The following is a 24,364-nucleotide window of genomic DNA, read 5'->3' on the forward strand; positions in this document are numbered from 1 at the left end:
CTCGGCTAACGCCCGGCGGTATCTTTGGTGCCATGAAAGGGCATTTGCTGTTCTTATTTTTTGGAATCTGGCTGCTGGGCAGCACGGCGGTTTGCGCCCAGGCACCCGCCCGCCCACGCTACCGCAACCTCGTGATGGAAGGCGGTGGTATTCGGGGCATTGCCTACGGCGGGGCCTTGCTGGAGCTGGAGCAGCGCGGCGTGCTGGCAGGCCTCACGCGGGTGGGCGGCACCTCGGCCGGGGCCATTCAGGCGGCGCTGCTGGCAGTAGGCTACTCGGCCCAGGAAATCATCGACGTGGTGAACGCCACGCCCGTACAGCGCCTCAACGACGGCCGGTTCATCTTCTTCGGGGGCACGCACCGGCTGGTGAAGGAATACGGCTGGTACCGCGGCGACGAGTTCAGCACTTATCTCAGCGAGCTGGTGGCCCGCAAAACCCAGAACGCCCACCTCACGCTGGGCGAGCTACACGCGCTGGCTCTCAAAGAGCCTACCCACTTCCGCGACCTCTACACCACGGGCACCAACCTCACCCAGCAGCGCGTGCAGGTGTTCAGCCACGAAACCACCCCCACCATGCGCGTGGCCGATGCCGTGCGCATCAGCATGAGCATTCCGCTCTACTTCCGGGCGGTGCTGCTCGATGCCGAGAACAAGGTGATAACCGGTACGCCCACGCCCGGCCAGCCCGTGCAGGTGCTCGTCGATGGCGGCCTGCTGGCCAACTACCCCGTCGATTTGTTCGACTTCCCGCGCTACCTACCCGCCGGCTTCACCGGTCCGCCCGATGCCCGGGGCCACGTTTTCAATCCCGAAACCCTGGGCCTGCGTCTCGACCGCGCCGAGCAGATTCCGCTGGACGGCGCGCCCGCCGGCCGTCAGCAGCTTGCTCCCTACGACATCATCGATTTTAACACTTACATGGGCGCCCTCTATACCGTAGCCCTCGAAAACCTCAACCCCGTGCAGCCCACCGACTGGCAACGCACCATCAGCATCGACTTCCTGAACTTCAGCCCCAAAATCAAACGGATTTCGGACGCCCAAAAAAAGCAGCTGATGGACAGCGGAAGGAAGGGCGCGCAGGCTTTTTTTAATCACTAAATCCGTCTGTCATCCTTCGCTGCGTTCAGGATGACTACCGACAGCCCACCATATAATACATCCACCAACCCACCACCATATGTACGCCACTCTCCAGCCCGACCTCACCCAGCAGCTTCAGGAAATCAAAGATGCCGGCCTTTTTAAGAAGGAGCGCATCATTACCTCGCCCCAGGGCGCCGAAATTGAAACCAACGAAGCCGGCGAAGTGCTGAACTTCTGCGCCAACAACTACCTGGGTCTGAGCTCACACCCCGAGGTCATCAAAGCCGCCAAGGAAGCCATCGACACGCACGGCTACGGCATGAGTTCGGTGCGCTTCATCTGCGGCACGCAGGATATTCACAAGGAATTGGAGGCCAAGCTGGCCGAGTTTCTGGGCACCGAGGACACCATCCTCTACGCCGCTGCTTTCGATGCCAACGGCGGGGTTTTCGAGCCGCTGTTCAACGAGCAGGACGCCATTATTTCGGATGCCCTGAACCACGCCAGCATCATCGACGGCGTGCGCCTGTGCAAGGCCCAGCGCTACCGCTACGCCCACAACGACATGGCCGACCTGGAAAAACAGCTCCAGGACGCCGTGGCCAAAGGCACGCGCCACCGCATCATCGTCACCGACGGCTCGTTTTCGATGGACGGCACCATCGCGCAGCTCGACAAAATCTGCGACCTCGCCGACAAATACCAAGCCCTGGTGATGGTGGACGAATGCCACTCGTCGGGCTTCCTCGGTAAAACGGGGCGCGGCACCCACGAGTACCGCAACGTGATGGGCCGCGTCGACATCATCACCGGCACGCTGGGCAAGGCGCTGGGCGGGGCCATGGGCGGCTTCACCTCGGGCCGCAAGGAAATCATCGACATGCTGCGCCAGCGCAGCCGCCCCTACCTGTTCTCCAACACGCTGGCCCCGGCCATTGTGGGCGCCAGCCTGCGCGTGCTGGAGCTGCTGACGGAAAGCACCGCGTTGCGCGATAAGCTCGAAGAGAACACCAAATACTTCCGCGAAAAGATGACGGCCGCCGGCTTCGACATCACGCCCGGCGAGCATCCCATCGTACCCGTCATGCTCTACGATGCCAAGCTGGCCCAGGAATTCGCGGCCCGTATGCTTAAGGAGGGCATTTACGTGGTGGGCTTCTACTACCCCGTGGTGCCGCAGGGCAAAGCCCGCATCCGGGTGCAGCTCAGCGCCGGCCACGAGCGCGAGCATCTGGACAAAGCCATTGCTGCTTTCACCAAAGTGGGCAAAGAGCTGGAAGTGTTGAAATAAACCCGCCGGCTCAGTCAGTCGCTGAAGCTGTTTCATTAGCTACAAAAAAAGCCCCGCTGGCAGCTGCCAGCGGGGCTTTTCAGTTGGCGCGAGGCGCTACGCTATTCGCGTACCACGCGCTGGGTCAGCACGCCTTCGGTGGTTTTCACGCGGAAGGTGTACACGCCCGAAGCCAGATGGCCGAGGTTCAGCGAGGCTGAGCCGGCGGCGATGGTGCTGGTGTGCACCACCTGGCCCAGCGAGTTCAGCACGGTCAGCTGCGACGCCGTGGCGCGGGGGCCGCGCAGCTCCAGCGTGAGGCTGCCGTTGGGCGTGGGGTTGGGGTACACCAGCAGGCTCACACCCGTGAGCGAAGCCGTTTGCGTACCGGTCACCGTCACCGAAATGGCGTTGGACGGGGCCGACGAGCAACCCGAGGCCGAAGTCACCACCACGGTATAGTTGCCATTCTGGGCACCGGGCTGGAGCAGCAGCGTGTTGCTGGTGCCAGGAGCCGTGGTCACGGGAATGCCGTTGCGGAAGAACTGGTAGGTAACCCCGGCCAGGGCCGGCGTGCTCAGCAATACCCCACCGCCCTGGGGCGTCGAGGTGAGCGTGGGCGTTACCACCCCGAAGTTGATGGTGATGGTGGTGCTGGACGATGTGCCGCTGCAAGCGCCCGACGTAGCCACCGTGTTGAGGATGGTGTAGGTGCCGTCGCTGGTGGCCGTGGCCAGGTTGATAGCGCCCGTGGTCGGGTCCACGCTCAGGCCCAGGCCCGTGGTCGAGAACGTACCGGCCACCGCGCCGGGGGCCAGCACCGGCAGCACCGGCGTGGTCGAGCCCGTGCAATACGTGCCAGCGGGGTAGCTGAAGGCCGCGTTCGGCGGCGTAGCCAGCGTCAGCACTACCCGGCCCGTCGAGGTGCACGAGGCCGTGGGGCCGGTGGGCGTCAGGGTGAGGGTCACGGTGCCGGCGGTTACGTCGGCGGCCGAGGGCGTGTAGGTTGCGTTCAGCGTGGTGGCATTGGGCGAGAACGTGCCCGTGCCGCTGGTGGTGTAGGTAGCGCCCGTGGCCGAACCGGCGATGGTGCCGGCCAGCTGGTAGGGGTTGCGGCCGCAGCTGGTAGCGGCGGCCACCGGCAGCGAAGCCACCAGGCCCGGCGTCACGTTAACCACAATCGGGGTGCGCGAAGCACCGATGCACTCCGAGCCAATCTGCCAGTTGTAGAAGAAATAATAGTACGAGGACAACGTAGCGCCCGTGATGCTCACCGTGCCGCTAGGCGAGGTGTAGGGGTACGTGGTGGCCGGCACGGCCGAGGTGTAGTCCCGAATCAGGGCCGGCGTAGCGGCGCTCAGGTACAGCGTGTAGCTACCGGCGGCGGGCACGGCGAAATTCAGCGTGAGCACCGTGGGCGACACCGTGGCCGTGGTGTTGGCCGGTACTGGCACCGTAATGGTAGCCAGGGCACCCGTCGTGCTGGTCGTGCTGCCCGAGAGCAGGTTGATGGTAGCCGTACCAGCCGCTGCGTTGGCCGTGCGGTACACCGTCACGGTAGCAATGGTAGTGGGGCCAGTGGTGGTGAAGTACAAGCCACCGCCGGTATTGGTACCGTCGGTGCCGTTGGTCAGGGTCTTGCCCACGTTTTCGGTGCCGCCTGCGAAGGCCTCAGCGTAGTAGGTGGTGTTAGCCGTGAGGGCTGGGGTCACGAAGGGGTTGCCGGTGCCGATAGCCGTGCCGCCGGTAGCCGCCGCGAAGTAGCGCACCGAAATACCCGTGGGTACCGTGGCCGAAAGCGTAGCCGTGCCGCCCGCGCAGGTGCTGAGCGGCGAGGGAGCCGCCGTAATCTGCGGGTTGTTCACCGTGATAGCGGCCACGTTACTGTACACCACGTTGGTGTTGCAGGTGCTGCGCACGCGGTAATAGGTGGTGCTGTTGAGCACGGGCGTGGTGTACGTAGCCGAGGTAGCACCGGCAATGTCCGTGAAGGTGCCAGTGGCGCTGGTGCTGCTCTGGTACTGGAGGCTACCGTTGGCAGCGCCGGTCAGGGTCAGCGAAGCGGTGCCGCTCACGCAGATGTTGAAGGTAGCGGGCGAAAGCACGCCGGCCACCGGAGCTACGACCGTGCGGGTAGCAGCGGGGGTCAGCACGTTGTTGGTCGTGTTGGCATCGCCCACTACGGTAGCCGTCACGGCAAACGAGTAGGTGCCCAGCGCGGTCATGTTCAGCGTGCCGGTCAGGGTCACGTTCAGGGTAGCGCCGCTGGCCAGGGTGCCCGTGCTCACGGTGCCGGGGAAGGTTTGGGTGGTGCCGCCGGGCAGCGTAACCACTACCGATACCGTAGCCGGCGTGGTGGCGAAGTTGAGGGTCGAAGTACCGGCGTTGCGAATCTGCACAATCACCGCCTCGGCGGCGCTGTAGCAGCTCGTGCCCGTAGCGGGGCCCAGCAGGGCCACCGGAGCCACGTCCACGGCTACCGGCGTAAACTCGTAAGCGCCCAGGTCGGGCGTTGCACCGCGGGTTGCGCCCGTGATGTCGTCGGTCACGCGGGTGAGCGGCGTGCCGGCGTTATTCAGCAGCACGTTGCTGGGCAGCAGGTTGCCGGTACTGGCCCCCACAAATACCGGGTCGGCGGAGATGCTGTTCTGGTCGAACGCACCACTGTTGGCGGCCTGCAGGTTGGCCAGCGTTACGAGGGCCGAGCTGTAGTAGCCCACGTTGCCGTTGGGCACATAGATGTCGTTGTAGTTGCTGCTGGTCGGGGCCGTCGAGTAGTACAGGCCGTACTTGGTGCCCGTACCGGCCCGGGTGATGCTCACCACGTTGTTCTTCACCTCGGTGCTGGCGCCGGAGTTGTAGATGCCGTAGAGGGTGTTGGTGTTGGTCGACTGGTCGTCCGCGTTGATGCTGTTGTTGTAGATGCGGCTGAAAGCAGCGCCCGAATTGTAGATGAGGTACTGTGTGCCCGCGCCGTTGATGTTGTACAGCACGTTGTTCACCACGTCGTTGGTGGTAGTGGCCGTGGCCCCGGTGCTGGTGGCCAGATAGATGCCGTAGATGGTATTGGTCGAAGTGGGGTTGCCCGTGAACGGGTCGTGCAGGCGGTTTTTCTCGATGGCCTGGCTGCGCGACGAGCCGAAGGAGTAGAGGCCGTAGAACGTGCTGGGGTTGGTGCGCAGGGCGCGGCTCACGTCGTTGCCGATGAACCGGGCACCGTCCTGATACCCCGAGTAAATGCCGTAGGTATAGAAGTCGCGCACGTTGTTGTTCTGTACCACGTTGCCCGTGTTCAGCGAAGTCGTGGAGTTGCCATACAGCGTGATGCCGTAGTAGCCGCCGTTGATGGTGTTGCCCTGAATGGTCAGGTTGTTGGCCGAGTTGCCGCTGGTGGTGGCACTGGTCGTCGAGCCGTTCACCACAATGCCCGCAAAGTTGCTCGACGTGGTGGCGATGTCCGCGTTAATGGTGTTGTTGGTGATGCGGTCGTTGTCGGCCGCATTGGTCAGCAGCACGCCGTAGCCGTAAGTGGCCGCCGGCGATGCCCCGGTGCCGCCCGTGGCGTCAATGTTCAGGTTGTTGATGGTGGTGTAGTCGGTGCCATTAAGCTGCACCACGGCCCGCTGCGAGCTGTTGGTGGAGGCATACTGGATGGTGCGCCCGCCGCCGTTCACCACAATGGTGTTGGTGGCGCTCACGCCGTTCACATCGTTCAGCAAAAACTGCTCGGTGTAGGGGCCGCCCGAAACCGTGAAGGTCACCGGGCCGCTGATGCCGTCCTGGTTCAGGCGGTTCGCCGCATCGGTGAAGCTGGTGAAGTTGGTGCCGGCCGTGGGCAGGGCGCTGTTGATGGTGTAAGCCCCGCTGATGGGAACTGCCACGCGGCTGGTTACCGAAATGTTGTCAATCGTGGCCGGGGGCTGCACACCGCCCGTGCCGTCATTGCGCCAGGAAAAAATCAGGCGCTGGGTGCTGCCGGCAAGGCTGCCCGGCAGTTGAATCGTGGTGCGGCCAAAGGCCGTTTGCAGGTTGAGCTGGGCCAGCACGGTGACACCGGCGGTGCTCAGCGTGGTGCCGGCTACCGGCGTAAACGAGGTGGGAGCCACCTGCACCAGGATGTAGTCGTAGATGCTTTCGCCCCCGGCTTTCCAGTCGAAGCTCAGCTGAATGTTGCCCTGGCCAGCAGCCACGGTCACATCGCGGTACATGTGCACAAACGACGACGACGTGATGGTGTACGCGTTGCTCACGCCCGCGTCGTTGCTGATGTAAGCCGATTTGGTGCCCGTAGTGGTCGGGCCATTGCCGCCGGCCGTGCCCACCGCCCATTGGTTGACCACGGTGCCGTTTACGAGCGTGAAGCTGTTGGTGGCGCCTTCAAAATCTTCGTTGAAGACCGTGGTGGTTTGGGCCTGCGCCCCTAGGCCACCCAAGAGCAGAAGCCCGGCGCCAAACAGGCGCGTGAACCGCTTTGGTGATGACAGGGCACGGAGCAGCAACCCCTGCTGCTCGCGGAGTATTGTTTTGTGCATAAGACAAAAGGGTAAAAAGAATGAATACGGGGGTGAAAAAGGGGAATGAACGAAAAAATCGGGTGGTGGCGCAGCGTCTAGAAACCGTTCCGAAGTTGGTCGGCAGTCGGACTTTGCTTACAAGGGCGGTGGGTGAATCGCACCAAAACACAACTGCCTAATAAAGGCACAGTACAGAACGCTACGAGAAAAGTAAAAACGAAAAGCTCAGAAACCTAATCGGCCGCTGGCAGCGGGCGAAATCACCCGGCCCCATACTGTAATATTATTATTTGATTAACAATCAAATACGGTTGTTAAAATGATTTTGCCGCGTTGCCCCTATCCCGCGGCCGGAACGGGCCGCTAAGCAGCGGCTTCGGCTTTGCGCGAGGCATTGGCGGCGTTGGGAGCCGGGGCCAGGAGCCACTCGTTCAGGCGGGCGCGCAACTCGCCAGAGCCCAGATTGCGGAATACTTCGCCGTGGCGCACGAGGCTCATGGCCCCGGTTTCTTCGCTCACCACGAGCACCACGGCGTCGGTGATTTCGCTCAGGCCAATGGCGGCGCGGTGGCGCAGGCCGAGGGAGGCGGGCACGTCGGGGTTTTCGCTCACAGGCAGGATGCAGCGAGCGGCCCGCAGGCGGCCGTTGGATACAATCACGGCCCCATCGTGCAGGGGACTGGTCTTGTTGAAAATGGAGAGCAGCAGGCGCTTGCTGATTTCGGCATCGAGCCGGTCGCCGGATTCGGCGAAAGCCGTGAGGTCGGAGGCCTGCGTGAAGCAGATAAGCGCGCCGGTGTACTTGTTGGATAGGCTTTTGGCGGCCTCCACGAAAGGGCTGATGGGCAGCGGGGCCACCTCGGCGGGGCGGCCCCAGGCCCAGCCGCGCATCCGCTCCAGGGCCGTGGCTTTGCCCACATTCAGCAAAAACCGCCGGATTTCCTGCTGAAATAAAATGATGCTGGCCAGCACGCCCACGCTCATAAACTGCCCCAGAATCTTGGTGAGCAGCTCCATGCCGGTGGCCTTCACCACCAAGTACAGCAGGTAGAACGACACCAGCCCCAGCGCCACATTCAGCGCCACCGAGCCGCGCAACAGCTTGTAGAGCTGGTAGAGCAGCACCGTCACCAGCAATACATCGGCCGCGTCAATCCAGCCGAAATGCAGGAAATTGATGGGGAATGGGCCGGTCATCGGGTGGGTGGGGAGAATGAGAAGACGCTTTTCATCCTAAGCTTGCAAAGGACCTTATCACCGCCGAACTGGTTGCAGTAAGTTCAACCGGCCCGGACGTGATAAGGTCCTTCGCAAGCTCAGGATGACAAACGCCCTTCAAATTACGGCCTTTATTCCGCCATTGGAAAGGTATTGGCAAATAATTGTATGGTTTGATGGGCTTCGGCCACGTCGTGGGCCCGCAATAGCTTCGCGCCGCCCTGCAGGGCCACCATGTGCAGGGCCGTGGTGCCGTTGAGGGCCGTTTCGGGGCCGAGGCCGAGGGGGCCGTACACCATGCGCTTGCGCGAGAGGGCGGCCAGCACGGGCAGGCCCAGCGCCTGCAGTTCGGGCAGGCGGCGCAGCAGCTCGTGGCTTTGGGCGGCCGTTTTGGCAAAGCCGAAGCCGGGGTCGAGCAGCACATCGGTTACGCCCAGGGTGCGCAGGGCCGCCAGGCCGTCGCGGAAGTAGCGCAGCAGGGTGAGCACCAAGTCGTCTTCGTAGTGCGTTAGCTTGGCCATGGTTTGGGGCGTGCCGCGCAGGTGCATCAGCACGTAGGGCACGCGCAGACGGGCCACGGTGGCAAACATTTCTTTGTCGAGCAGGCCGCCGCCCACGTCGTTCACCAAGTCGGCCCCGGCCTGCACGGCGGCTTCGGCCACACCGGCCCGGAAGGTATCGGCGGAGACAAAGGCCTGCGGGAATTCCCGGCGCAAGGCCTCCACGGCGGGCAGCAGGCGGCGGGTTTCTTCTTCGGCCGAAATGTCTTCGGCTCCGGGACGGGTGCTGTAGGCGCCGAGGTCGAGCACGGCGGCGCCGGCCTGCAACATGGCTTCGGCGCGGGCCAGCAGGTCTTTTTCCGAAGCCACGCGGCTACCGGCGAAGAAGGAATCGGGCGTGAGGTTGAGGATTCCCATCACCTGCGGGCGGCGCAAATTGAGCAGGCGGCCGTGGGGGCTGAGGAGTGATTGAGCGGCTGAGTGACTGAGTGACTGGAGGGGAAGGGACATAGAGCGAGGCGGGGGGCGTTGCGGGCTCAATATCCAATGTCCGAAGCGAACTTGCGGCCGTGAAGGCGCTGCTACTTCATTCACTCAGTCACTCCCTCACTCAGTCACTCCTTGCAAACTCCCGAACACTACGACCTGCTGCTGGCCCGCTGCCGCACCCTCTTTCTGGCCAAAACCCACGATTATGGCACGGCGTGGCGCATTTTGCGCCTGCCTTCGGTCACGGACCAGATTTTTATCAAGGCCAACCGCATCCGGACCATTCAGGAAACCGGCGTGCAGCTAGTGGCCGATGACGTGAACGAGGAGTTCGTGGCTATCATCAACTACTGCCTCATTGCCCTGATGCAACTGCACCTGCCGAAGGACACGCCGCTCGACATGACGCCGGAGGCCGTGGCCCTCGCCTACGACCACGAAGCTGCCGAAAACCGCCGCCTGCTGCTGGCCAAAAACCACGACTACGGCGAAGCCTGGCGGCAAATGCGCGTGGCCAGTATCACCGACCTGATTCTGATGAAGCTGCACCGCGTGAAGCAGCTCGAAGACATTGGCGGGGCGGCGCTGGTGAGCGAGAGCGTGGAAGGCAGCTACCGCGACATGCTGAACTACGCCGTATTTGCGCTGATTTTGCGGGGCGAAGGGTAGCATCTGTGATGGTGCACTCTACCTGACGTTCTTACTTATCGCCTCATAACCCCACACCTGGCCCCTGCGTTTTGCCACCGGCTTACCTTTGTTTTTATGTCTCCAACTAGCTCTGCTCCGGCCGTCGCGCCGGCCCCTCATTTGTTGCGCACCATCACCCGCGTGTGCTGGTTTTTGCTGGGCGCGCTGTTCATTTTTTCGGGCCTGATTAAGCTGAACGACCCGGTGGGCACGGCCTACAAGCTGGAAGAATACTTCGAGGTGTTTGCCGTTTCGGTGCCCGCGCTGGAAGGCTTCTTCCTCTGGTTCAAAGAATTTTCGCGCACGCTGTCCATCCTGCTCAGCTCGCTCGAAGTCATTCTGGGCGTGGCACTGCTGCTGCGCTGGCACCTGCGCATCACGCTGTGGGTGCTGCTGGGGCTGCTGGTGTTCTTCGCCTTCCTCACCTTCTATTCGGCGGCATTCAATAAGGTAACAGACTGCGGCTGCTTCGGCGATTTCATCAAGCTCACGCCCTGGACCTCGTTTGCCAAAGACATGTTCCTGCTGGTGCTGTGGCTGGTGGTGTTTATGCACCAGCGGTTTTTGCGGCACTCCTTCGTCACGGGCACCTTCGGGATTATGGTCATGACGTTTGCCACGGCCATTGCTATCGGCATTGGGGTGCGGGCACTGGGCCACCTGCCCTACTTCGATTTCCTACCCTACAAAGTCGGCAACGACATTGGCAAGCTGATGAAGCCCGCCGAGCCCGCCCAGTACCGCTACACCATGACGCGCAACGGCGAAACCAAAACCTTCGACGCCTACCCCACCGATACCACCTGGAAATATCAGTCCATGGAATCGCTGAACCCCAAAACCTCTACCCCGGTCATTACCGATTTTGAGGTTTCGGACGTCAACGGCAACTCCTACACCCAGGAGCTGCTGAAAGGCAGCAAGCTGGTGCTCATTGTGCAGAACACCAATAAGGCCGACCGCGACCGGTTCACGGCCATCAACGCCCTGATGGACGCGGCTGCCAAATCGCGCCGCAACATCACGCCGCTCACCATCACCAGCACCAGCGCGGCCAAGTTCGACTCGTTCCGCCACGACGTGAACCTGCCCGGCGCCTACTATTTCGCCGATGCCACAGTGCTCAAATCCATCATCCGCTCCAATCCCGGCCTTATGGTGCTGCAAAACGGCGTGGTAAAAGCCAAATACCACTACCACGACATTCCGGCGCTGTGGCAGGTGGAAAAAGTGCTGAAGGAGTAGGTTATGCTCGCCTTTATCCTCCGTCGCCTGGGCCAGGGCGTACTCGTGCTGGTGGGCGTGGCCTGCACGGTGTTTCTGCTCTTCAACGTGCTGCCCGGCGACCCCGCTGCCCTGCTGGCCGGCCAGCGCTCCGACCTGGCCACCAAAGCCGCCATCACCGCCGACCTCGGCCTCGACCAGCCCCTGCCCGCCCGCCTGGTGGGTTACCTCAACGACATTTCGCCGCTCGGCCTGCACCCCGCCGACTCGGCCGGCCGCGCCCGCTACGGCGGTTTCGCGGTGCTGCCGCTGGGCAGCAAAGCCTTGGTACTGAAAACGCCCTACCTGCGCCGCTCCTTCCAGAGCAACAAGGACGTGCTGCGCATTCTGCTCGATTATTTCCCCGGCACCATGTGGCTGGCGCTGGCGGCCATGCTCATTGCCAGCGTGGGCGGCGTGGCCTTTGGCGTGGTGGCGGCGCTGCGGCCCCAGTCGTGGCTCGACAGGGTGCTGGTGAGCACCTCGGTGCTGGGCATTTCGGTGCCGTCGTTCGTGGCGGCCATTCTCATTGCCGTCACCTTCGGCTTCTACTGGAGCCACTGGACCGGGCTGAGCCTCACCGGCCAACTGTATGAAACGGACCCTTTCACGGGCGAGCGGCACCTGGTGCTGCGCAATTTGCTGCTGCCGGCCGTGGCGCTGGGCATCCGGCCGCTGGCCATCATCACGCAGCTCACGCGCTCCAGCATGCTCGATGTGCTGAGCCAGGACTACATCCGCACGGCACGGGCCAAGGGGCTGAGCCGCACGGCTACGGTGCTGCACCACGCCCTGCGCAATGCCCTGAACCCGGTGGTCACGGCTGTATCGGGCTGGCTGGCCTCGCTCATGGCAGGTGCGTTTTTCATCGAATACATCTTCAACTGGAAGGGTCTGGGCACCGTGACGCTACGCGCCGTTGAAAACCTCGATTTCCCGGTAGTAATGGGGTCGACGCTGTTTGTAGCCGCATTATTCGTGCTAATAAATATTATTGTGGATGTCCTCTACGCCGTGCTCGACCCGCGCGTGAAACTGAGTTAGCGCGTTCGGCATTCGAGGAAATGGCCTGTCATCCTGAGCTTGCGAAGGACCCTATCACCACTGAACGGTTTGCAGTAATTCAAATAATAAGGCCGTGATAAGGTCCTTCGCTCTGCTCAGGATGACAGACAATAAGAAATTGCCCCTCCTCTCCGACACCATTATTTCTCGCGGCGGCTCCGGGCATTTGAGCCTGGTGGGCCTGCCCGGCGCGGGCAAAACCACGCTCGGCCGCCAACTGGCCGCGCACTTCAACCGCCCGTTTCTGGACCTAGATGTGGCCATTGAAGCCCGCACCGGCCGCAGCGTGCGCGCCATTTTTGTCGAAGACGGCGAAGCCAGCTTCCGGGCTGTGGAAGCGGCAGTGCTGCGCGATGCACTGGCCCACGCCGGCCCGCCGCTGGTGCTGGCCACGGGTGGCGGTACGCCGTGCTTTCACGACAACATGGCGCTGCTCAACCAGGCCGGCCCCACGCTCTGGCTCGATGTGCCCATCGAAGCGCTAGCCGCCCGCCTGCCCCCCGAGGAAGTAGCCAAACGCCCCCTGCTGGCTGCTGCCGGCGGCGCCGAAGCCTGGCTGCGCGAAACTCTTGCCGCCCGAAGTAAGTTTTATGCCCAGGCGCGGCTGCGGTGCGGAGCGGCCTGCACGCTGCCGGCCGTAGTAGCCCAATTGGCGGGGGCCGGATTTGCCCTTCCCGCCACATTGCCGCCCGCATCGTAATTTTGTTAATTGATTCGTTCGACGTTTGTTACCCCTATGCAATCAGTATCCACCGAAGAACCGGCTGTAAACGAGGGTTCTACCCCTACCGTAGCGCCCGTACGGCCCAAGCACAAAGGCTCGGCGCAGCTCTTCCAAAACCCGGTGCTGGAGCGGCTTTCGCACACGCACATTGCACTGCCGGTGGGCATTTTCGCCGCTACGGGCATTATCAGCATGTATTATGGCCTCACGCATGGCTTCATGACGGGCGTGGCCGCTTTGGGGCTGTTTTTGGTGGGGCTGCTGGCTTTCACGCTGGTAGAATACCTGGTGCACCGCTACGTGTACCACATTCCGGCCACCACGCCGGGCCGCGCCAAGTTTCAGTACACCATGCACGGCGTGCACCACGAGTACCCCAAGGATAAGACCCGGCTGGCCATGCCGCCCATCATCACGGTGTTTGTGGCGTCGCTGCTGTTTTTCATTTTCCGCTTCAGCTTTGGCTCGTATGCGTTTGGGCTGCTGTCGGGCTTCACGTTCGGGTACGCCATGTACCTGTTTGTGCACTATGCCATTCATGCCTACTCGCCGCCCAAGAACTTCCTGAAAGTGTGGTGGACGCACCACAGCCAGCACCACTATCGGCAAGACGAAGTGGCTTTCGGCGTGAGCAGCACGCTCTGGGACCACATCATCGGCACCATGCCCAGCAAGAAAAACGCCTAGCTTTTTCCATTGCAAGACACAAAAAAGCGCGGCTCCTGTCAGGGAGCCGCGCTTTTTTGTGAGTCTTACGCGCTGAGTTAGGGGCGCGGGCCACGCATTTTACTCACGATGAAGAACAGCAGTGCCACCACGATGAATACGGCAATAATGCCCGTGTAAGCGCCGGCTTTGAAAATGTCGCCGATGACTTCACAGCCGGTCAGCGCAGTAGCCATCACGCTGAGAAAAAGAAAGAGGGTAAAACGGGAAGCATTCATGGCGTGAAAGAAAAAGAAGGGAGGTGAAAGCCGCGTAGCGCGCTGGCTACCGGGTTAGGCCTGATACTGTGCCTACGCCAAAAAGGTTGAGACCGGGCCGGTTGCTGTGGTTGACGGCCGGACTTTTGGAGGCTTCTGCGGTAGATTTGGCGCATGAATCGTTTCCTTCTGCCGGTCTGCCTGGCAGTGCTGTTGCCCGTAGCGGTGGCCGCACAAGCACCCGCTGTTGCCACTCACCTCACGGCTGCTGCCCATCAGCAGAGTGTGCTGGAATTTCAGACGGCCCTGAACAAGGAATTCCACGACCCGCAGGAGTCGCCGCTCACGCCGGCTGAACAACAGGCATTTACTTCTCTGCCTTTTTTCCCAACCGATTACAGCTATTACGTGGAAGCTACGCTGGTGCGCGATTCTACTTCCCGGCCCTTTGCCATGGAAACCAGCACTGCCCGGCGCCCTATGTACCGCAAGTATGGCGAGCTGCGCTTCGTGCTGAACGGCCAGCCCCAGCACCTGAGCGTGTACCAAAACCAGGAACTGCTGAAACGGCCCGGACTGGAGGATTATCTGTTCGTACCGTTCACTGACCTCACCAACGGGCACGGCAGCTATGGCGGGGGCCGCTACATCGACCTGCGCATTCCACCGGCGGGCACCAAGACTTTGGCGCTGGACTTTAACCGGGCCTACAACCCGTCCTGCGCCTACAACCACGGCTACTCCTGCCCGGTACCACCCGCTGAGAACCGGCTGGCCATTGCCATTCCGGCCGGGGTTCGCAGCGACCATTAACCCGACGCACACCGAAAAAGACAAGGCCCTGCATTGATGCGGGGCCTTGTCTTTTTTAGCATTTACTGAGGCTTTACCAGCTGCCGCTGGCGCCGCCACCGCCGCTGCTACCGCCGCCAAAACCGCCGAAGCCGCCACCTCCGCCGCCACCGCCTCCCCAGCCGCCGCCACCTCCGCCGAAGCCGCCGCCAAAGATGATGGGCGGAACAAAGCCGCCGCCAAAGCCCCGGTTGCCGCGCCCGCCGCCACCGCCCCGGTTGCGTATCATAGTGAACACAATGACCATCACGAGGATAATAATCCAGAACGGAAAGCCCGAGCCGGTGCGGTCGCCCCGGTCCTGGCGCTGAGCGTCGGCGGGGTCGGCCTGGTACTCGCCTTTGGCCAGGGCAATGAGCTGGTCGGTGGCCCGGTCGAGGCCGGCATAATACTGGTTCTGGCGAAAGGCTGGCACCAGCGTGTTGCTGATGATGCGCTTGGCTAGGGCATCGGGTACGGCGCCTTCCAGGCCGTAGCCGGTCTGGATGCGGGCAGTGTGCTCCTGCTTTGCCACCAGAATTAGAATGCCGTTGTTCTTGCCCTTGCGGCCAATGCCCCAGCCTTCGTACAGCTTCTGGGCGTAGTCAGCAATGTCGTCGCCATCAAGCGTGGGCACGGTGACCACGGCGATTTGCGATGAGGTACTGTCGTTGTACGCCACCAGCTTCCGCTCCAGCTGGTCGGCTTCGCTGCCCTGCATCAGCCCGGCCAGGTCGTTGACGAGACGCGGAGGATTGGGCCGCGGTGGAATGTTCTGGGCCGCGCTGCTCAGGGCCGATACCAGCCCAAGCAACAACAGCAGCATCGGCCACCATGCTCTTGACACGCCTGGTTTCAGCAGGGGGAAGCGGAACAAAGTCGACATCCTGGCAGTAGCCACGGAATTTTTCATGCGTCGGAAGACGGCTTTTGACCGCCAAAAGAAATGGAATCGTCCAGCTCGTTCTGGTCAGTGGCGGCGTCGTAGGGAAAGTAGCGCTTCAGCTGCTCGCCCACCATTCTAATGCCGCGCTCCAGCCCCAGCACGTAGTTTTCGTGCCGAAACTGGTCGAGCACGGCCTCTTTGGTGGTTTCCCAGAAGTCGTCGGGCACGGCAGCATTGATGGCCGAGTCGCCCACCACGGCAAACTGCCGGCTCTGCCAGGCCAGGTAAAACAGCACGCCGTTGCGGGCGGCGGTTTTGTGCATGTTCAGCTCGCCGAACACCTGGGCGGCGCGGTCCAGCGGCTCGGGCGTGGGGCAGGTGTCTTCGAGGTGCACCCGGATTTCACCGGAAGTGGTGATTTCGGCTTGCCGGATGGCGGCCACCAAAGCCGCATCCTGGGCGGGAGTAAGGGGGGAAGTCATTTTGTATCAGTTAACAGTGAGCAGTTAACAGTGAGCAGACTGCCATACGAATCGGAGGCGGCAAGCACCCCAGTTGTTCACTGCTCACTGTTAACTGATAACTGATTTAAAATTGAACGGTCGGGGCCTTGCTGGCGGCCGGGTCGGCCTCGAAATAAGGCTTGGGCGGGAAGCCAAACATGCCGGCAAACAGGTTGTTCGGGAACGAACGGGTGAACGTATTGTAGTCGTTGGTGACGGCGTTGAACTTGTTGCGCTCCACGTTGATGCGGTTTTCGGTACCCTCAATCTGGGCCTGCAGTTCCTGGAAGTTGGCGTTGGCCTTCAGGTCGGGGTAGTTTTCGGACACGGCCAGCAGGCGGCCCAGCCCGGCCGAAACCTGGCTCTGGGCATCCTGGAATTTCTTGATGTTTTCGGGCGTCAGGTCGTTGGCGTTCAGCTGCACGCTGGTGGCTTTGGCGCGGGCCTCGATGACACTGGTCAGCGTGCCCTGCTCGAATTTGGCAGCACCTTTCACGGTGTTCACCAGGTTGCCGATGAGGTCGTTGCGGCGCTGGTAGGCGCTTTGCACATTGCCGGCCTGGGCCTTCACGGCCTGGTCGCGCGTCACCATGCCGTTGTAGCCGCACGACGACTGGGTGAGCAACAGGGCCAGGCCCGCGAAATAGAGAAGAAAGCGTTTCATGATGGGTTGTGAAGGGTGTTAATGAAGGGTATTCGGGGTTGGTAATAGTGCGTTGGCAAAACCTGTGGCCGCCGCCCCGGTTGGGTACCGGATTTGGGGCAAAGTACGCAGCTTAGCCCTAGTGGTTGTAGCTTGCTGCTTAGCTGGCCCGAACGCCTTCTTTTATCGTCCCCCCGCCTTCTTCATTACACAGCCCCGTTGCATGAAAGCTGTTATTCCCGTTGCCGGCATTGGCTCGCGCCTGCGCCCCCACACCCACACCCAGCCCAAAAGCCTGGTGCCGGTGGCTGGCAACACCATTCTGGGCCACATCATCGACCGCCTGCAGGCCGCCGGCTTTACCGAGTTCGTGTTCATCGTGGGCTACCTGGGCGATAAAATCGTGAGCTACGTGCGCCGCCAGTACCCTGGGCTCAAGGCCACGTTCGTGGTGCAGGAGCCGCGCGAGGGCATTGGCCACGCCCTGTGGCTGGCCCGCGAGGAATTTCGCCACGACCCCGACGGTGTGCTCATCATGCTCGGCGACACCATCGTGGACGTGGACTTGGCCGCCCTCATGGCCACGCCCGGCTCGGTGCTGGCCGTGAAGGAGGTGAAAACCCCCAGCATGTTCGGGCTGGTGGAAACCGGTAGCAGCGGCCGGGTAAATAAGGTGGTGGAAAAGCCCAAAATTCCGAAATCAAACTTCGCCATGGTGGGCCTCTACAAGCTGGCCTACCCCGAAAAATTGGCCCAGGCCCTGGAATGGCTCATCGACTCGGACGTGCGGACCCACGGCGAGTTTCAGCTCACCGATGCGCTGATGCACCTCATCGAGGAGGGCGAGGCGATGACGACTTGCCCAGTGGACAACTGGTTTGACTGCGGCCGCAAGGAAACCCTGCTCGAAGCCAACGCCCGCCTGCTCAACCGCCCCGAGTTTTTGGACAACCAAAACTATTCTGACTACCCCGATGCCGTGATTATTCCGCCGGTTAGCATCGGGCGCGGCTGCCAGATTTCGCACTCCATCATCGGCCCCAACGTAGCCATCGGCGACAAAACCATTGTCAAAAACTGCATTCTGAGCGACTCCATCATCGGCAGCTACTCGGAGCTGCGGGCGGCGGTGATGCACGACTGCATCGTGGGCTCGGATGCCTCGTTTCGGGGCATGAACCATTCGCTGAATATTGGCGACAACACGGAAATTGACTACAGCTGAGGGTACGGAGAACCTCCCCATCCCCCTAAGAAATGCTTGACGCGCATTTCCCAATAGAAAGAGGCTGCGTTCAAGGATTCCCGCGCCTGGCACCCTTTTCCCCGGGCTTCCGCTTCAGGCGAACCGGGGCTTGGGGTGAGGGCACCACCCCGGGGCTCATCGGGAACACCCCAACAAAAAAAGGCCCTGCCAGTGTACCGGCAGGGCCTTTTTTCAAGTCAGCGCCTCGCTATTCGAGCACCAGGCGGATGACGGCCGTTTCGCCGTTCACCTGCACGCGCACCGCGTAGACGCCGGTGGGCAGGCCCGTGGCGTCGAACGGCACGCGGGTACCGCCGGCCGTCAGGCCCACGGTCTGGCGGCTGATGGTCTGGCCGAGCACGCTCACCAGCTCCACCTGCGCGGTGCGGGCTGCGCCCAGGGCCGGCAGGCTCACGGTGAAGGACTGGCGGGCCGGGTTGGGGTACACCGCCAGCTCGCCGCCGCCCAGGGCGGTGCGGGCCGCCAGCACCGTGTTGAACGTCACGGTCAGCGGGCTGGACGTGCCGCCGCCCGGGTAGTTGGCCACAATGGTTATGGTGTAGCTACCGCCCGGTGCCAGGCCCGTCAGCACAACCGGCGAGCCGGTGACGGTCACGGTCTGGGCCGTGCCGCCGGCGCGGGTGTAGGTCACGGTGTAGTTGGTAGCTCCCGTAGCGGCCGTGAAGGCGATGGTGGCACCCGTACTGGTGATGCCAGACACCACGGCGCTGGTCGGAGCCGGAGCCAGGGTGGTGAAGGTGGTGGTGGCCGCCGTCGAGGTCTGGCCGCCGCCGCAGTTCGTCACCACGCTCACCGAGTATTGCTTGCCAGCCTGCAAGCCGGTCAGGGTCACCGGCGAGCCGGTGGCCGTCTGGGTCTGGGCCGTGCCGCCAGCGGGGGTGTAGGTCACGGTGTAGCTGGTGCCCGCGCTGGCCCCCGTAAAGGTCAGCGTTGCGCCAGTAGCCGTGATGCTACCGGCCGTCAGGCCGGTTACAGCCGTGCAGGGCGCCAGCGTGGTGAAGGTGGTGGTGGTAGCGGCCGAAGTCTGGCCACCGCCACAGCTCGTCACCACGCTCACGGTGTAGGTCGTGCCCGAGGCCAAGCCGGTGAGCACCACCGGCGAGCCCGTAGCGGTTTGCGTCTGAGCCGTGCCGCCGGTGGGGGTGTAGGTCACAACGTAGCCCGTAGCACCGGCCGTCGGCGCCGTGAAGGTGAGGGTGGCGCCGGTGGTGCTGATGCTGCCCGCCGTCAGGCCGGTCACGGCCACGCAGGGGGTGAGGGTGGTGAAGGTGGCGCTGGCCGAGGGCGAAACCTGGCTGCCGCAGTTGGTCACCACGCTTACCGTGTAGGCCGTGCCAGGTGTCAGGTTGGCCAGGGTCACCGGCGAGCCGGTGGCCGTCTGGGTCTGGGCCGTGCCGCCGGCGGGGGTGTAGGTCACGGTGTAGCTGGTACCCGCGCTGGCCCCCGTGAAGGTGAGCGTGGCGCTGGTGGTGGTCACGTTGCTCGTAGCCAAGCTGGTTACGGCCGTGCAGGGCGTCAGGGTGGTGAAGGTAGTGGTGGCCGCCGTTGAAGTCTGGCCACCGCCGCAGTTCGTCACCACGCTTACCGTGTAGGCCGTGCCCGAGGCCAGGCCGGTGAGAACTACCGGCGAGCCCGTAGCGGTTTGCGTTTGAGCCGTGCCGCCGGTGGGGGTGTAGGTCACGGTGTAGCTGCCAGCGCCCGTAGCCGGGGTAAAGGTGAGGGTAGCGCCGGTGGTGGTGATGCTGCCCGCCGCCAGCGCCGCCGGGGCTAAGCAGGGCGCGGTGCCCGTCACGCAGATGGTGAAAGCGCCTTGCGTATCGTTCGAGCCGTAGCCGGCCACCGAGATGTAGTAGGTCGTATTGCCGGTGAGGCCCGTCAGGCTCACCGGCCCGGCCACCGTGTTGTTGGTGTTACCGGCCGAGCAGCTCACCTGCGTGAAGGGGCCGGCGTTGCTGGCGGCCGAGAACACGCGCACCAGGCCGGCGGGGTTGCCCGTCACCGTCACCGTTGCCGCCGTCTGGCCGGCCAGCGTGGTGAAGGAGTACCACACGTCCTTGGGCGCCGTGGCAATGCCGCAGGTGCCGGGGTTGGCGTAGCCGTTGGCCGTGGTGGTGGTGGCCCCCGCGTTGGTGCCGTTGGTGGGCGCGCAGGTGCTGCTTACCGTCAGGGCAATGGCACCGGTCGGGTTGTCGTTGGCCGGCGGGGGCACGGCGGCGCCCGAGGTAAACACCACGGTTACCGGGGTCGAAGTACCGCCGTTGGCGCAGTTGGTCACAATCGTCACCGTGTACGACGTGTTGGGGGTGAGGCCCGTCAGGTTGATGGGCGAGCCGGCCAGGGTACCGGTCGTGGGCGTGCCCCCGCCGGCAGTCGTGTTCAGCGTGAGGGTGTAGTTGGTAGCACCGGCCGCGGCCGTAAACGTGAGGATGGCCGAAGCCGTGGTGGCGGTGCCGCCATTGTTGGTCACGGTGGCCCCGGTCACGCCGGCGCAGGTGGTACCGCCGCCGCTGCCACCCGTCACGCAGATGGTGAAGGTGCCCGTCGTGCCGGCGTCGTAGGAGTACACGCGCACGTAGTAAGTGCTGCCCACGGTGAGACCGGTGAGCGTGGCCGTTTCAATGCCGCCGGCCGTGGTGGCATCGGCGCAGCCGATGTTGGTGCTGCTGGCGCAGGTGCCGCTACGTACATCTACCACGGCATCGAAGGTGCCATTGCCCGTTACCGTCACGGTGTGCGAAGTGGCCGAAGCCACAAACGAGTACCACACGTCGTCGTCGGAATTACCCGTATAGCCACCGCAGGCAATGGGCGCCTGCGACTGCGTAGCGCCCACGGTAGTGCCCGTGGTGGGCGTGCAGGTGGTGCCCGACGTCAGGGCGATGGCGCCCGAGCAGTTGTCGTTGGCCGGCGGGGTGGCCGTGGAGGCGGCCGGCGAGGTGAACACAAACGTGACGGGGCTCGACGTGCCACCGTTCGAGCAATTCGTCGTGATGGTGATGGTGTAAGACGTGTTAGGCGTCAGACCCGTCAGGGGCAGCGGGCTTCCCGTAATGTTGCCCGAAGCCGGAGTGCCGGTACCGCCCGTAGTGTTCAGCGTGACGGTGTAGTCGGTCGCACCGGCGGCGGGCGTAAAGGTGATGTTCACCGCCGAGGCCGCGGCCGTCGAGGTGGGGTTGGCGGTGGCCACGTTGGTCACGCCGGCGCAGGTCGTGGCAGTGCTGCCGTTGGTTACGCAGATGGTGAAGGCACCTTGCGTGTCAGCCGAGCCGTAGCCAGCCACCGAGATGTAGTACGTGGTATTGGGGGTGAGGCCCGCCAGGGCTACCGGACCGGCCACCGTGTTGTTGGCGGTGCCGGCCGAGCAGCTCACCTGCGTGAAAGGGCCCGCGTTGCTGGTGGCCGAGAACACGCGCACCAGGCCCGCGGGGTTGCCGGTCACCGTCACCGTTGCCGCCGTTTGGCCGGCCAGCGTGGTGAAGGAATACCACACATCTTTGGGATTGACAGCAATGCCGCAGGTGCCGGGGTTGGCGTAGCCGTTGGCCGTGGTGGTGGTGGCACCGGCGTTGGTGCCGTTGGTGGGCGTGCAAGTGCTGCCTACCGCCAGGGCAATGGCGCCGGTCGGATTGTCGTTGGCCGGACCAGCCACCGGGAGTGTCACGCAGATGGTGAAAGTATCCATTGCCGTGTCGTAGGAGTACACGCGCACGTAGTAGGTGCTGCCCACGGTGAGGCCGGTGAGCGTGGCCGTTTCGGTGCCCCCGGCCGTGGTGGCATCGGCGCAGCCGATGTTGGTGCTGCTGGCGCAGGTGCCGCTACGTACATCTACCACGGCGTCGAAGCTGGCGCTGCCCACCACCGTCACGGTGTGAGAGGTAGCCGTGGCCACGAACCTATACCACACGTCGTCGTCGGAATTACCCGTATAGCTACCACAGACAATGGGCGCCTGCGACTGCGTAGCGCCCACGGTAGTGCCCGTGGTGGGCGTACAGGTAGCGGCCGGCGTCAGGGTGATGGCCCCGGCGCAATCGTCGTTGGCGGGCCCGGTGGGCGTCACCGGCGTGCCGGTGTCGAAGCGGTAGGTGCGGCCCGCGTCGGGCAGCGCCGTCGAGTTGAAGTTATGGGTGGAGCTGGTGTAGGCCCCCGTGATGAACGTGGTGGTGGACCAGGCGGCGGCGCCGGTGGACTTGCTCGCCAGCACCGTTTGGCCGTTGCCAGCGCCCGAACCCTTAATGCCCACGGTGGGGAAACGCGAAATAGCCGTGTTGGTGGAAGGCGTAGCCGTACCGTACACGAATTCAATGCGGTTGCTGGTTTGGTAGAGCTTGACCTGGAATGCGAAGTTGGCGTACTGGCTCAGGCGCGAGGTGCCTGACTTGTCGCTCACGTTTTTCCACTGAATTGTACACACCTGGTTGGGCGCCGTGCCGGAGGTGGACACCCGATACTCGGGGGTGCCCGTGCCCGCCGTCAGGTCGAAGTTGAACGGCATCACCAGGTTCACGTCGGCCGTGCTAGTGCTGCTAATCGGGTCGATGCCGGTGGCTTGCCCGGTTTCACCGGTGAGGAAGATGTTGGCCGCCGAGGGGGTCGCGTTGCCGAGACGTATCAGCCCGTTGGTATTCAGCACAAACTGGGTGAACGAAGCCCCGTTGAAGCTGAAGGTGAAGCCGATGTTTTGCGCCGTCGAGTTGGCGTCGTCGGTGTTAGCCGTGCTGATGGCCGTGCCGGCGGAGCCCAGGTCGGTGAAAGTGCCGGACACGTTGGCCGCACTGGTCGTGGTGTAGTTGAGCGCCTGACCTTGGGCAAAGCTGGCTCCAAGCAAACCGCCGAGCAACAGTGCCCAACGCTTCAGTTTAGGAATGGAACGTATAGGTTTTGTCATACTAAAAAATGAAAAGAAAAAAAGGAAAAGGTGAAATAGTCAGGATTAATTGCGGCATTGCAGGGCCTTGAATTATCGAAAGCCCATTTATGTGCTAAACTAAGTAATAATTGTTCATTGTTCAGCTTACCATGTGCACGTCTTATTCGCTTGACAGGTCCAATTGGGGCTCTCTGCTGACGTTCGTCCGCCCTCGCGCCCCTCAAGTATTTTTAGATTGGCCTTTGGGGGGACAGCAAATGGCATTCTCTTCCCACCGGCTGGGCACGAAGCCGCCAAAGGGTTCGGACCGATAAGTTTATTCATTGCTCCGGTTGCGCAAGCAACTGCATGTGGGCATTGTACCGGGGCTGCCAGCAAGCATTCGATTTCTGAGCATGGTGGAGCGCCGCCCGTTTCCGTTCTTTTTTGGTCCCGTAAGCTGACAGCGAAGGACGAGCCCGGCTGAAGTAGCACCAAACCCATACTAAATAGCGCCCCTCGCCGTACTTTTCGGCCAAAACCGCGCTGCTTATGACCTCCCGCTTTGTTCTGACCGCTCTGGCGCTGTTGCTGCTCAGCGGCCCGCTCCGTGCCCAAACGCCCCTCGGCCAACCCTCGCTCGATGAGAGCAAGGTGCAAATCTGGTGCGCCACGGTGCGCTTCGTGTACGACGATGCCGGCCGGCCCAACCTCAAAAGCACCGTGCGCTGCGAAGGCGGCAACCTGGATGCGCTGGCCGCCAGCATCCGGCCCGACAGCCTGCGCGTGTACAGTGTGCTGTACCAGTCCATTGAGGGCCGGGGCGCCATTTACCAAGGCAAAAAGGACAACCCGGCCCGCTTGGCCGCCCTCACCAAAGCCATTGTGAGCAAGTTGAAAAGCTCGCCCGCGCGCCGCAAAGACCCCGCTCGTATGGCCCGCGTGGCCGCCCTCGAAACTGCCCTCACCAACTACGTCACCTCGGGCACGCCGCTGGGCGAGGTTTCAGCCGCCATGGCCCCCGAAACGGCCGACACCGCCGCTGCGCCCGGCGCGCCCGGCCCAGCCGAAGCCGCCGAAGCCCAAGCCGCCGCCGAGCGCGACGCGGCCGGTACTTCGGCCGCAGCGTTACCTGCTACTGGTCCTGGCAGCCTGCTGTACCGGTTTGCAGCCCCGCTGGCGCTCATTCTGGGCATTCTGAGCCTGGTGCTTTACATCATGCTGCGCGTGACGCTGGGCCAGTGGCGCCGTCAGCAGCGCCGCGAAACCCTGCTGGCCAAGCAGGCGGCGACTGCCGCCCAGGCCGCTGCCGCCGAAACCAGCGCTGCCGTGGCCGACTCCGTGGCCCGCGTGAAACGCGCCGAAGCTCTCGTACTTGCTGCCGCACCAGAGGCCAACAATACCCCAGCTACGCCGGTTCTCGACCAACTCAGCCCCGCCCAGCGCCTCGAAGTGGAGCGCCTCGTGAGCCAGCAAGTGGACGAAGAGCTGCGCTGGCTGCGCGCCAACCTGCCCGAGTTGGTGGCGTCGGCCATCAGCCAGCCCAGCGCGGCGGCAGGCCCTACGGCCGCACCCGATGCCACGCCCCGCAACCCGGGTAGCGTGGTAGCCGATGATGTGCAGATGGACTAATTTTCA

18 protein-coding genes are annotated in these 24,364 nt (G+C 63.1%); 10 read left to right on the top strand and 8 right to left on the bottom strand.

Translation table 11 applies throughout. The annotated features are described in order from the left end of the window. The first annotated feature begins 32 nt into the window (after positions 1 to 32). Positions 33 to 1,106, top strand: a complete 1,074-nt coding sequence (locus tag I7X13_RS17975) for a patatin-like phospholipase family protein (RefSeq protein WP_198076544.1) — start codon at positions 33 to 35, stop codon at positions 1,104 to 1,106. Positions 1,107 to 1,185: 79 nt separating this feature from the next. Next, positions 1,186 to 2,382 (top strand): glycine C-acetyltransferase, encoded by a 1,197-nt coding sequence (kbl, locus tag I7X13_RS17980; protein WP_198076545.1) that lies wholly within the window; start codon positions 1,186 to 1,188, stop codon positions 2,380 to 2,382. Between the two features lie 101 nt (positions 2,383 to 2,483). Here the strand turns inward: kbl and I7X13_RS17985 are convergent, their stop codons facing one another. The 3 genes from I7X13_RS17985 to folP all read right to left on the bottom strand — a co-directional run bounded on the left by I7X13_RS17985 (position 2,484) and on the right by folP (position 9,103). Continuing rightward, a complete protein-coding gene (locus I7X13_RS17985; RefSeq protein WP_198076546.1) occupies positions 2,484 to 6,893 on the bottom strand; it encodes a beta strand repeat-containing protein in 4,410 nt (1,469 codons plus the stop codon). Between the two features lie 345 nt (positions 6,894 to 7,238). After that, positions 7,239 to 8,072, bottom strand: a complete 834-nt coding sequence (gene cdaA / locus I7X13_RS17990) for a diadenylate cyclase CdaA (RefSeq protein WP_198069817.1) — start codon at positions 8,070 to 8,072, stop codon at positions 7,239 to 7,241. 152 nt (positions 8,073 to 8,224) lie between these two features. Next, positions 8,225 to 9,103 carry a dihydropteroate synthase gene (folP, locus tag I7X13_RS17995; RefSeq protein WP_198076547.1) on the bottom strand — a complete coding sequence of 293 codons (879 nt, stop codon included), beginning with the start codon at positions 9,101 to 9,103 and terminating at the stop codon, positions 8,225 to 8,227. Between the two features lie 111 nt (positions 9,104 to 9,214). Here folP and I7X13_RS18000 point away from each other — a divergent pair, with 111 nt between their 5' ends. The 5 genes from I7X13_RS18000 (at position 9,215) to I7X13_RS18020 (ending at position 13,511) form a co-directional block, all read left to right on the top strand. After that, positions 9,215 to 9,751, top strand: coding sequence for a DUF1599 domain-containing protein (locus I7X13_RS18000; protein ID WP_198076548.1), 537 nt, complete (start codon positions 9,215 to 9,217; stop codon positions 9,749 to 9,751). Between the two features lie 96 nt (positions 9,752 to 9,847). Then, positions 9,848 to 11,017 (top strand): BT_3928 family protein, encoded by a 1,170-nt coding sequence (locus I7X13_RS18005; RefSeq protein ID WP_198069814.1) that lies wholly within the window; start codon positions 9,848 to 9,850, stop codon positions 11,015 to 11,017. A gap of 3 nt (positions 11,018 to 11,020) precedes the next feature. Further along, positions 11,021 to 12,079: an ABC transporter permease gene (locus I7X13_RS18010; protein WP_198076549.1), complete on the top strand. Its 1,059-nt coding sequence runs from the start codon at positions 11,021 to 11,023 to the stop codon at positions 12,077 to 12,079. A 121-nt stretch (positions 12,080 to 12,200) separates the two neighbouring features. After that, the gene (locus I7X13_RS18015; protein WP_198076550.1) at positions 12,201 to 12,800 is read left to right on the top strand and encodes a shikimate kinase; all 600 of its coding nucleotides are present in this window, start codon (positions 12,201 to 12,203) and stop codon (positions 12,798 to 12,800) included. 36 nt (positions 12,801 to 12,836) lie between these two features. Beyond that, on the top strand, positions 12,837 to 13,511 hold the full coding sequence (locus tag I7X13_RS18020) for a sterol desaturase family protein (RefSeq protein ID WP_198069811.1): 675 nt from the start codon (positions 12,837 to 12,839) through the stop codon (positions 13,509 to 13,511). 77 nt (positions 13,512 to 13,588) lie between these two features. Here I7X13_RS18020 and I7X13_RS18025 read toward each other — a convergent pair whose 3' ends face one another. Next, positions 13,589 to 13,768, bottom strand: coding sequence for a hypothetical protein (locus I7X13_RS18025; RefSeq protein WP_198069810.1), 180 nt, complete (start codon positions 13,766 to 13,768; stop codon positions 13,589 to 13,591). 153 nt (positions 13,769 to 13,921) lie between these two features. On the opposite strand from I7X13_RS18025, the gene I7X13_RS18030 reads away from it, so the two are divergent. Continuing rightward, positions 13,922 to 14,560: a DUF1684 domain-containing protein gene (locus tag I7X13_RS18030; protein WP_198076551.1), complete on the top strand. Its 639-nt coding sequence runs from the start codon at positions 13,922 to 13,924 to the stop codon at positions 14,558 to 14,560. A gap of 73 nt (positions 14,561 to 14,633) precedes the next feature. Here the strand turns inward: I7X13_RS18030 and I7X13_RS18035 are convergent, their stop codons facing one another. The 3 genes from I7X13_RS18035 to I7X13_RS18045 form a co-directional block, all read right to left on the bottom strand. Next, the gene (locus I7X13_RS18035) at positions 14,634 to 15,491 is read right to left on the bottom strand and encodes a TPM domain-containing protein (protein WP_233454842.1); all 858 of its coding nucleotides are present in this window, start codon (positions 15,489 to 15,491) and stop codon (positions 14,634 to 14,636) included. Next, complete coding sequence (locus I7X13_RS18040) at positions 15,488 to 15,946, bottom strand: TPM domain-containing protein (protein ID WP_198069807.1); 459 nt, start codon at positions 15,944 to 15,946, stop codon at positions 15,488 to 15,490. The genes I7X13_RS18035 and I7X13_RS18040 overlap by 4 nt, the downstream gene beginning before the upstream one ends. A gap of 106 nt (positions 15,947 to 16,052) precedes the next feature. Then, positions 16,053 to 16,631 carry a LemA family protein gene (locus I7X13_RS18045; RefSeq protein ID WP_198069806.1) on the bottom strand — a complete coding sequence of 193 codons (579 nt, stop codon included), beginning with the start codon at positions 16,629 to 16,631 and terminating at the stop codon, positions 16,053 to 16,055. 202 nt (positions 16,632 to 16,833) lie between these two features. Between I7X13_RS18045 and I7X13_RS18050 the strand changes: the two genes are divergently transcribed. Next, positions 16,834 to 17,835: a sugar phosphate nucleotidyltransferase gene (locus I7X13_RS18050; RefSeq protein ID WP_198069805.1), complete on the top strand. Its 1,002-nt coding sequence runs from the start codon at positions 16,834 to 16,836 to the stop codon at positions 17,833 to 17,835. A 229-nt stretch (positions 17,836 to 18,064) separates the two neighbouring features. Here I7X13_RS18050 and I7X13_RS18055 read toward each other — a convergent pair whose 3' ends face one another. After that, positions 18,065 to 22,765 carry a fibronectin type III domain-containing protein gene (locus I7X13_RS18055; protein ID WP_198076552.1) on the bottom strand — a complete coding sequence of 1,567 codons (4,701 nt, stop codon included), beginning with the start codon at positions 22,763 to 22,765 and terminating at the stop codon, positions 18,065 to 18,067. Between the two features lie 513 nt (positions 22,766 to 23,278). Here I7X13_RS18055 and I7X13_RS18060 point away from each other — a divergent pair. Next, positions 23,279 to 24,358, top strand: coding sequence for a hypothetical protein (locus tag I7X13_RS18060; protein WP_198076553.1), 1,080 nt, complete (start codon positions 23,279 to 23,281; stop codon positions 24,356 to 24,358). Positions 24,359 to 24,364 lie beyond the last annotated feature (6 nt).

It is taken from the genome of Hymenobacter negativus (assembly GCF_016056375.1).
GTDB lineage: Bacteria > Bacteroidota > Bacteroidia > Cytophagales > Hymenobacteraceae > Hymenobacter > Hymenobacter negativus_A.

Excerpts from the sequence above, each read along its gene's own strand:
- I7X13_RS18005 (WP_198069814.1), top strand. The coding sequence starts at position 9,848 with ATGTCTCCAACTAGCTCTGCTCCGGCCGTCGCGCCGGCCCCTCATTTG.
- I7X13_RS18010 (WP_198076549.1), top strand. The coding sequence starts at position 11,021 with ATGCTCGCCTTTATCCTCCGTCGCCTGGGCCAGGGCGTACTCGTGCTG.
- kbl (WP_198076545.1), top strand. The coding sequence starts at position 1,186 with ATGTACGCCACTCTCCAGCCCGACCTCACCCAGCAGCTTCAGGAAATC.
- I7X13_RS18045 (WP_198069806.1), bottom strand. The coding sequence starts at position 16,631 with ATGAAACGCTTTCTTCTCTATTTCGCGGGCCTGGCCCTGTTGCTCACC.
- I7X13_RS18040 (WP_198069807.1), bottom strand. The coding sequence starts at position 15,946 with ATGACTTCCCCCCTTACTCCCGCCCAGGATGCGGCTTTGGTGGCCGCC.
- I7X13_RS18035 (WP_233454842.1), bottom strand. The coding sequence starts at position 15,491 with ATGAAAAATTCCGTGGCTACTGCCAGGATGTCGACTTTGTTCCGCTTC.
- cdaA (WP_198069817.1), bottom strand. The coding sequence starts at position 8,072 with ATGACCGGCCCATTCCCCATCAATTTCCTGCATTTCGGCTGGATTGAC.
- I7X13_RS18060 (WP_198076553.1), top strand. The coding sequence starts at position 23,279 with ATGACCTCCCGCTTTGTTCTGACCGCTCTGGCGCTGTTGCTGCTCAGC.
- I7X13_RS17985 (WP_198076546.1), bottom strand. The coding sequence starts at position 6,893 with ATGCACAAAACAATACTCCGCGAGCAGCAGGGGTTGCTGCTCCGTGCC.
- I7X13_RS18015 (WP_198076550.1), top strand. The coding sequence starts at position 12,201 with ATGACAGACAATAAGAAATTGCCCCTCCTCTCCGACACCATTATTTCT.
- folP (WP_198076547.1), bottom strand. The coding sequence starts at position 9,103 with ATGTCCCTTCCCCTCCAGTCACTCAGTCACTCAGCCGCTCAATCACTC.
- I7X13_RS17975 (WP_198076544.1), top strand. The coding sequence starts at position 33 with ATGAAAGGGCATTTGCTGTTCTTATTTTTTGGAATCTGGCTGCTGGGC.
- I7X13_RS18020 (WP_198069811.1), top strand. The coding sequence starts at position 12,837 with ATGCAATCAGTATCCACCGAAGAACCGGCTGTAAACGAGGGTTCTACC.
- I7X13_RS18025 (WP_198069810.1), bottom strand. The coding sequence starts at position 13,768 with ATGAATGCTTCCCGTTTTACCCTCTTTCTTTTTCTCAGCGTGATGGCT.
- I7X13_RS18030 (WP_198076551.1), top strand. The coding sequence starts at position 13,922 with ATGAATCGTTTCCTTCTGCCGGTCTGCCTGGCAGTGCTGTTGCCCGTA.
- I7X13_RS18050 (WP_198069805.1), top strand. The coding sequence starts at position 16,834 with ATGAAAGCTGTTATTCCCGTTGCCGGCATTGGCTCGCGCCTGCGCCCC.
- I7X13_RS18055 (WP_198076552.1), bottom strand. The coding sequence starts at position 22,765 with ATGACAAAACCTATACGTTCCATTCCTAAACTGAAGCGTTGGGCACTG.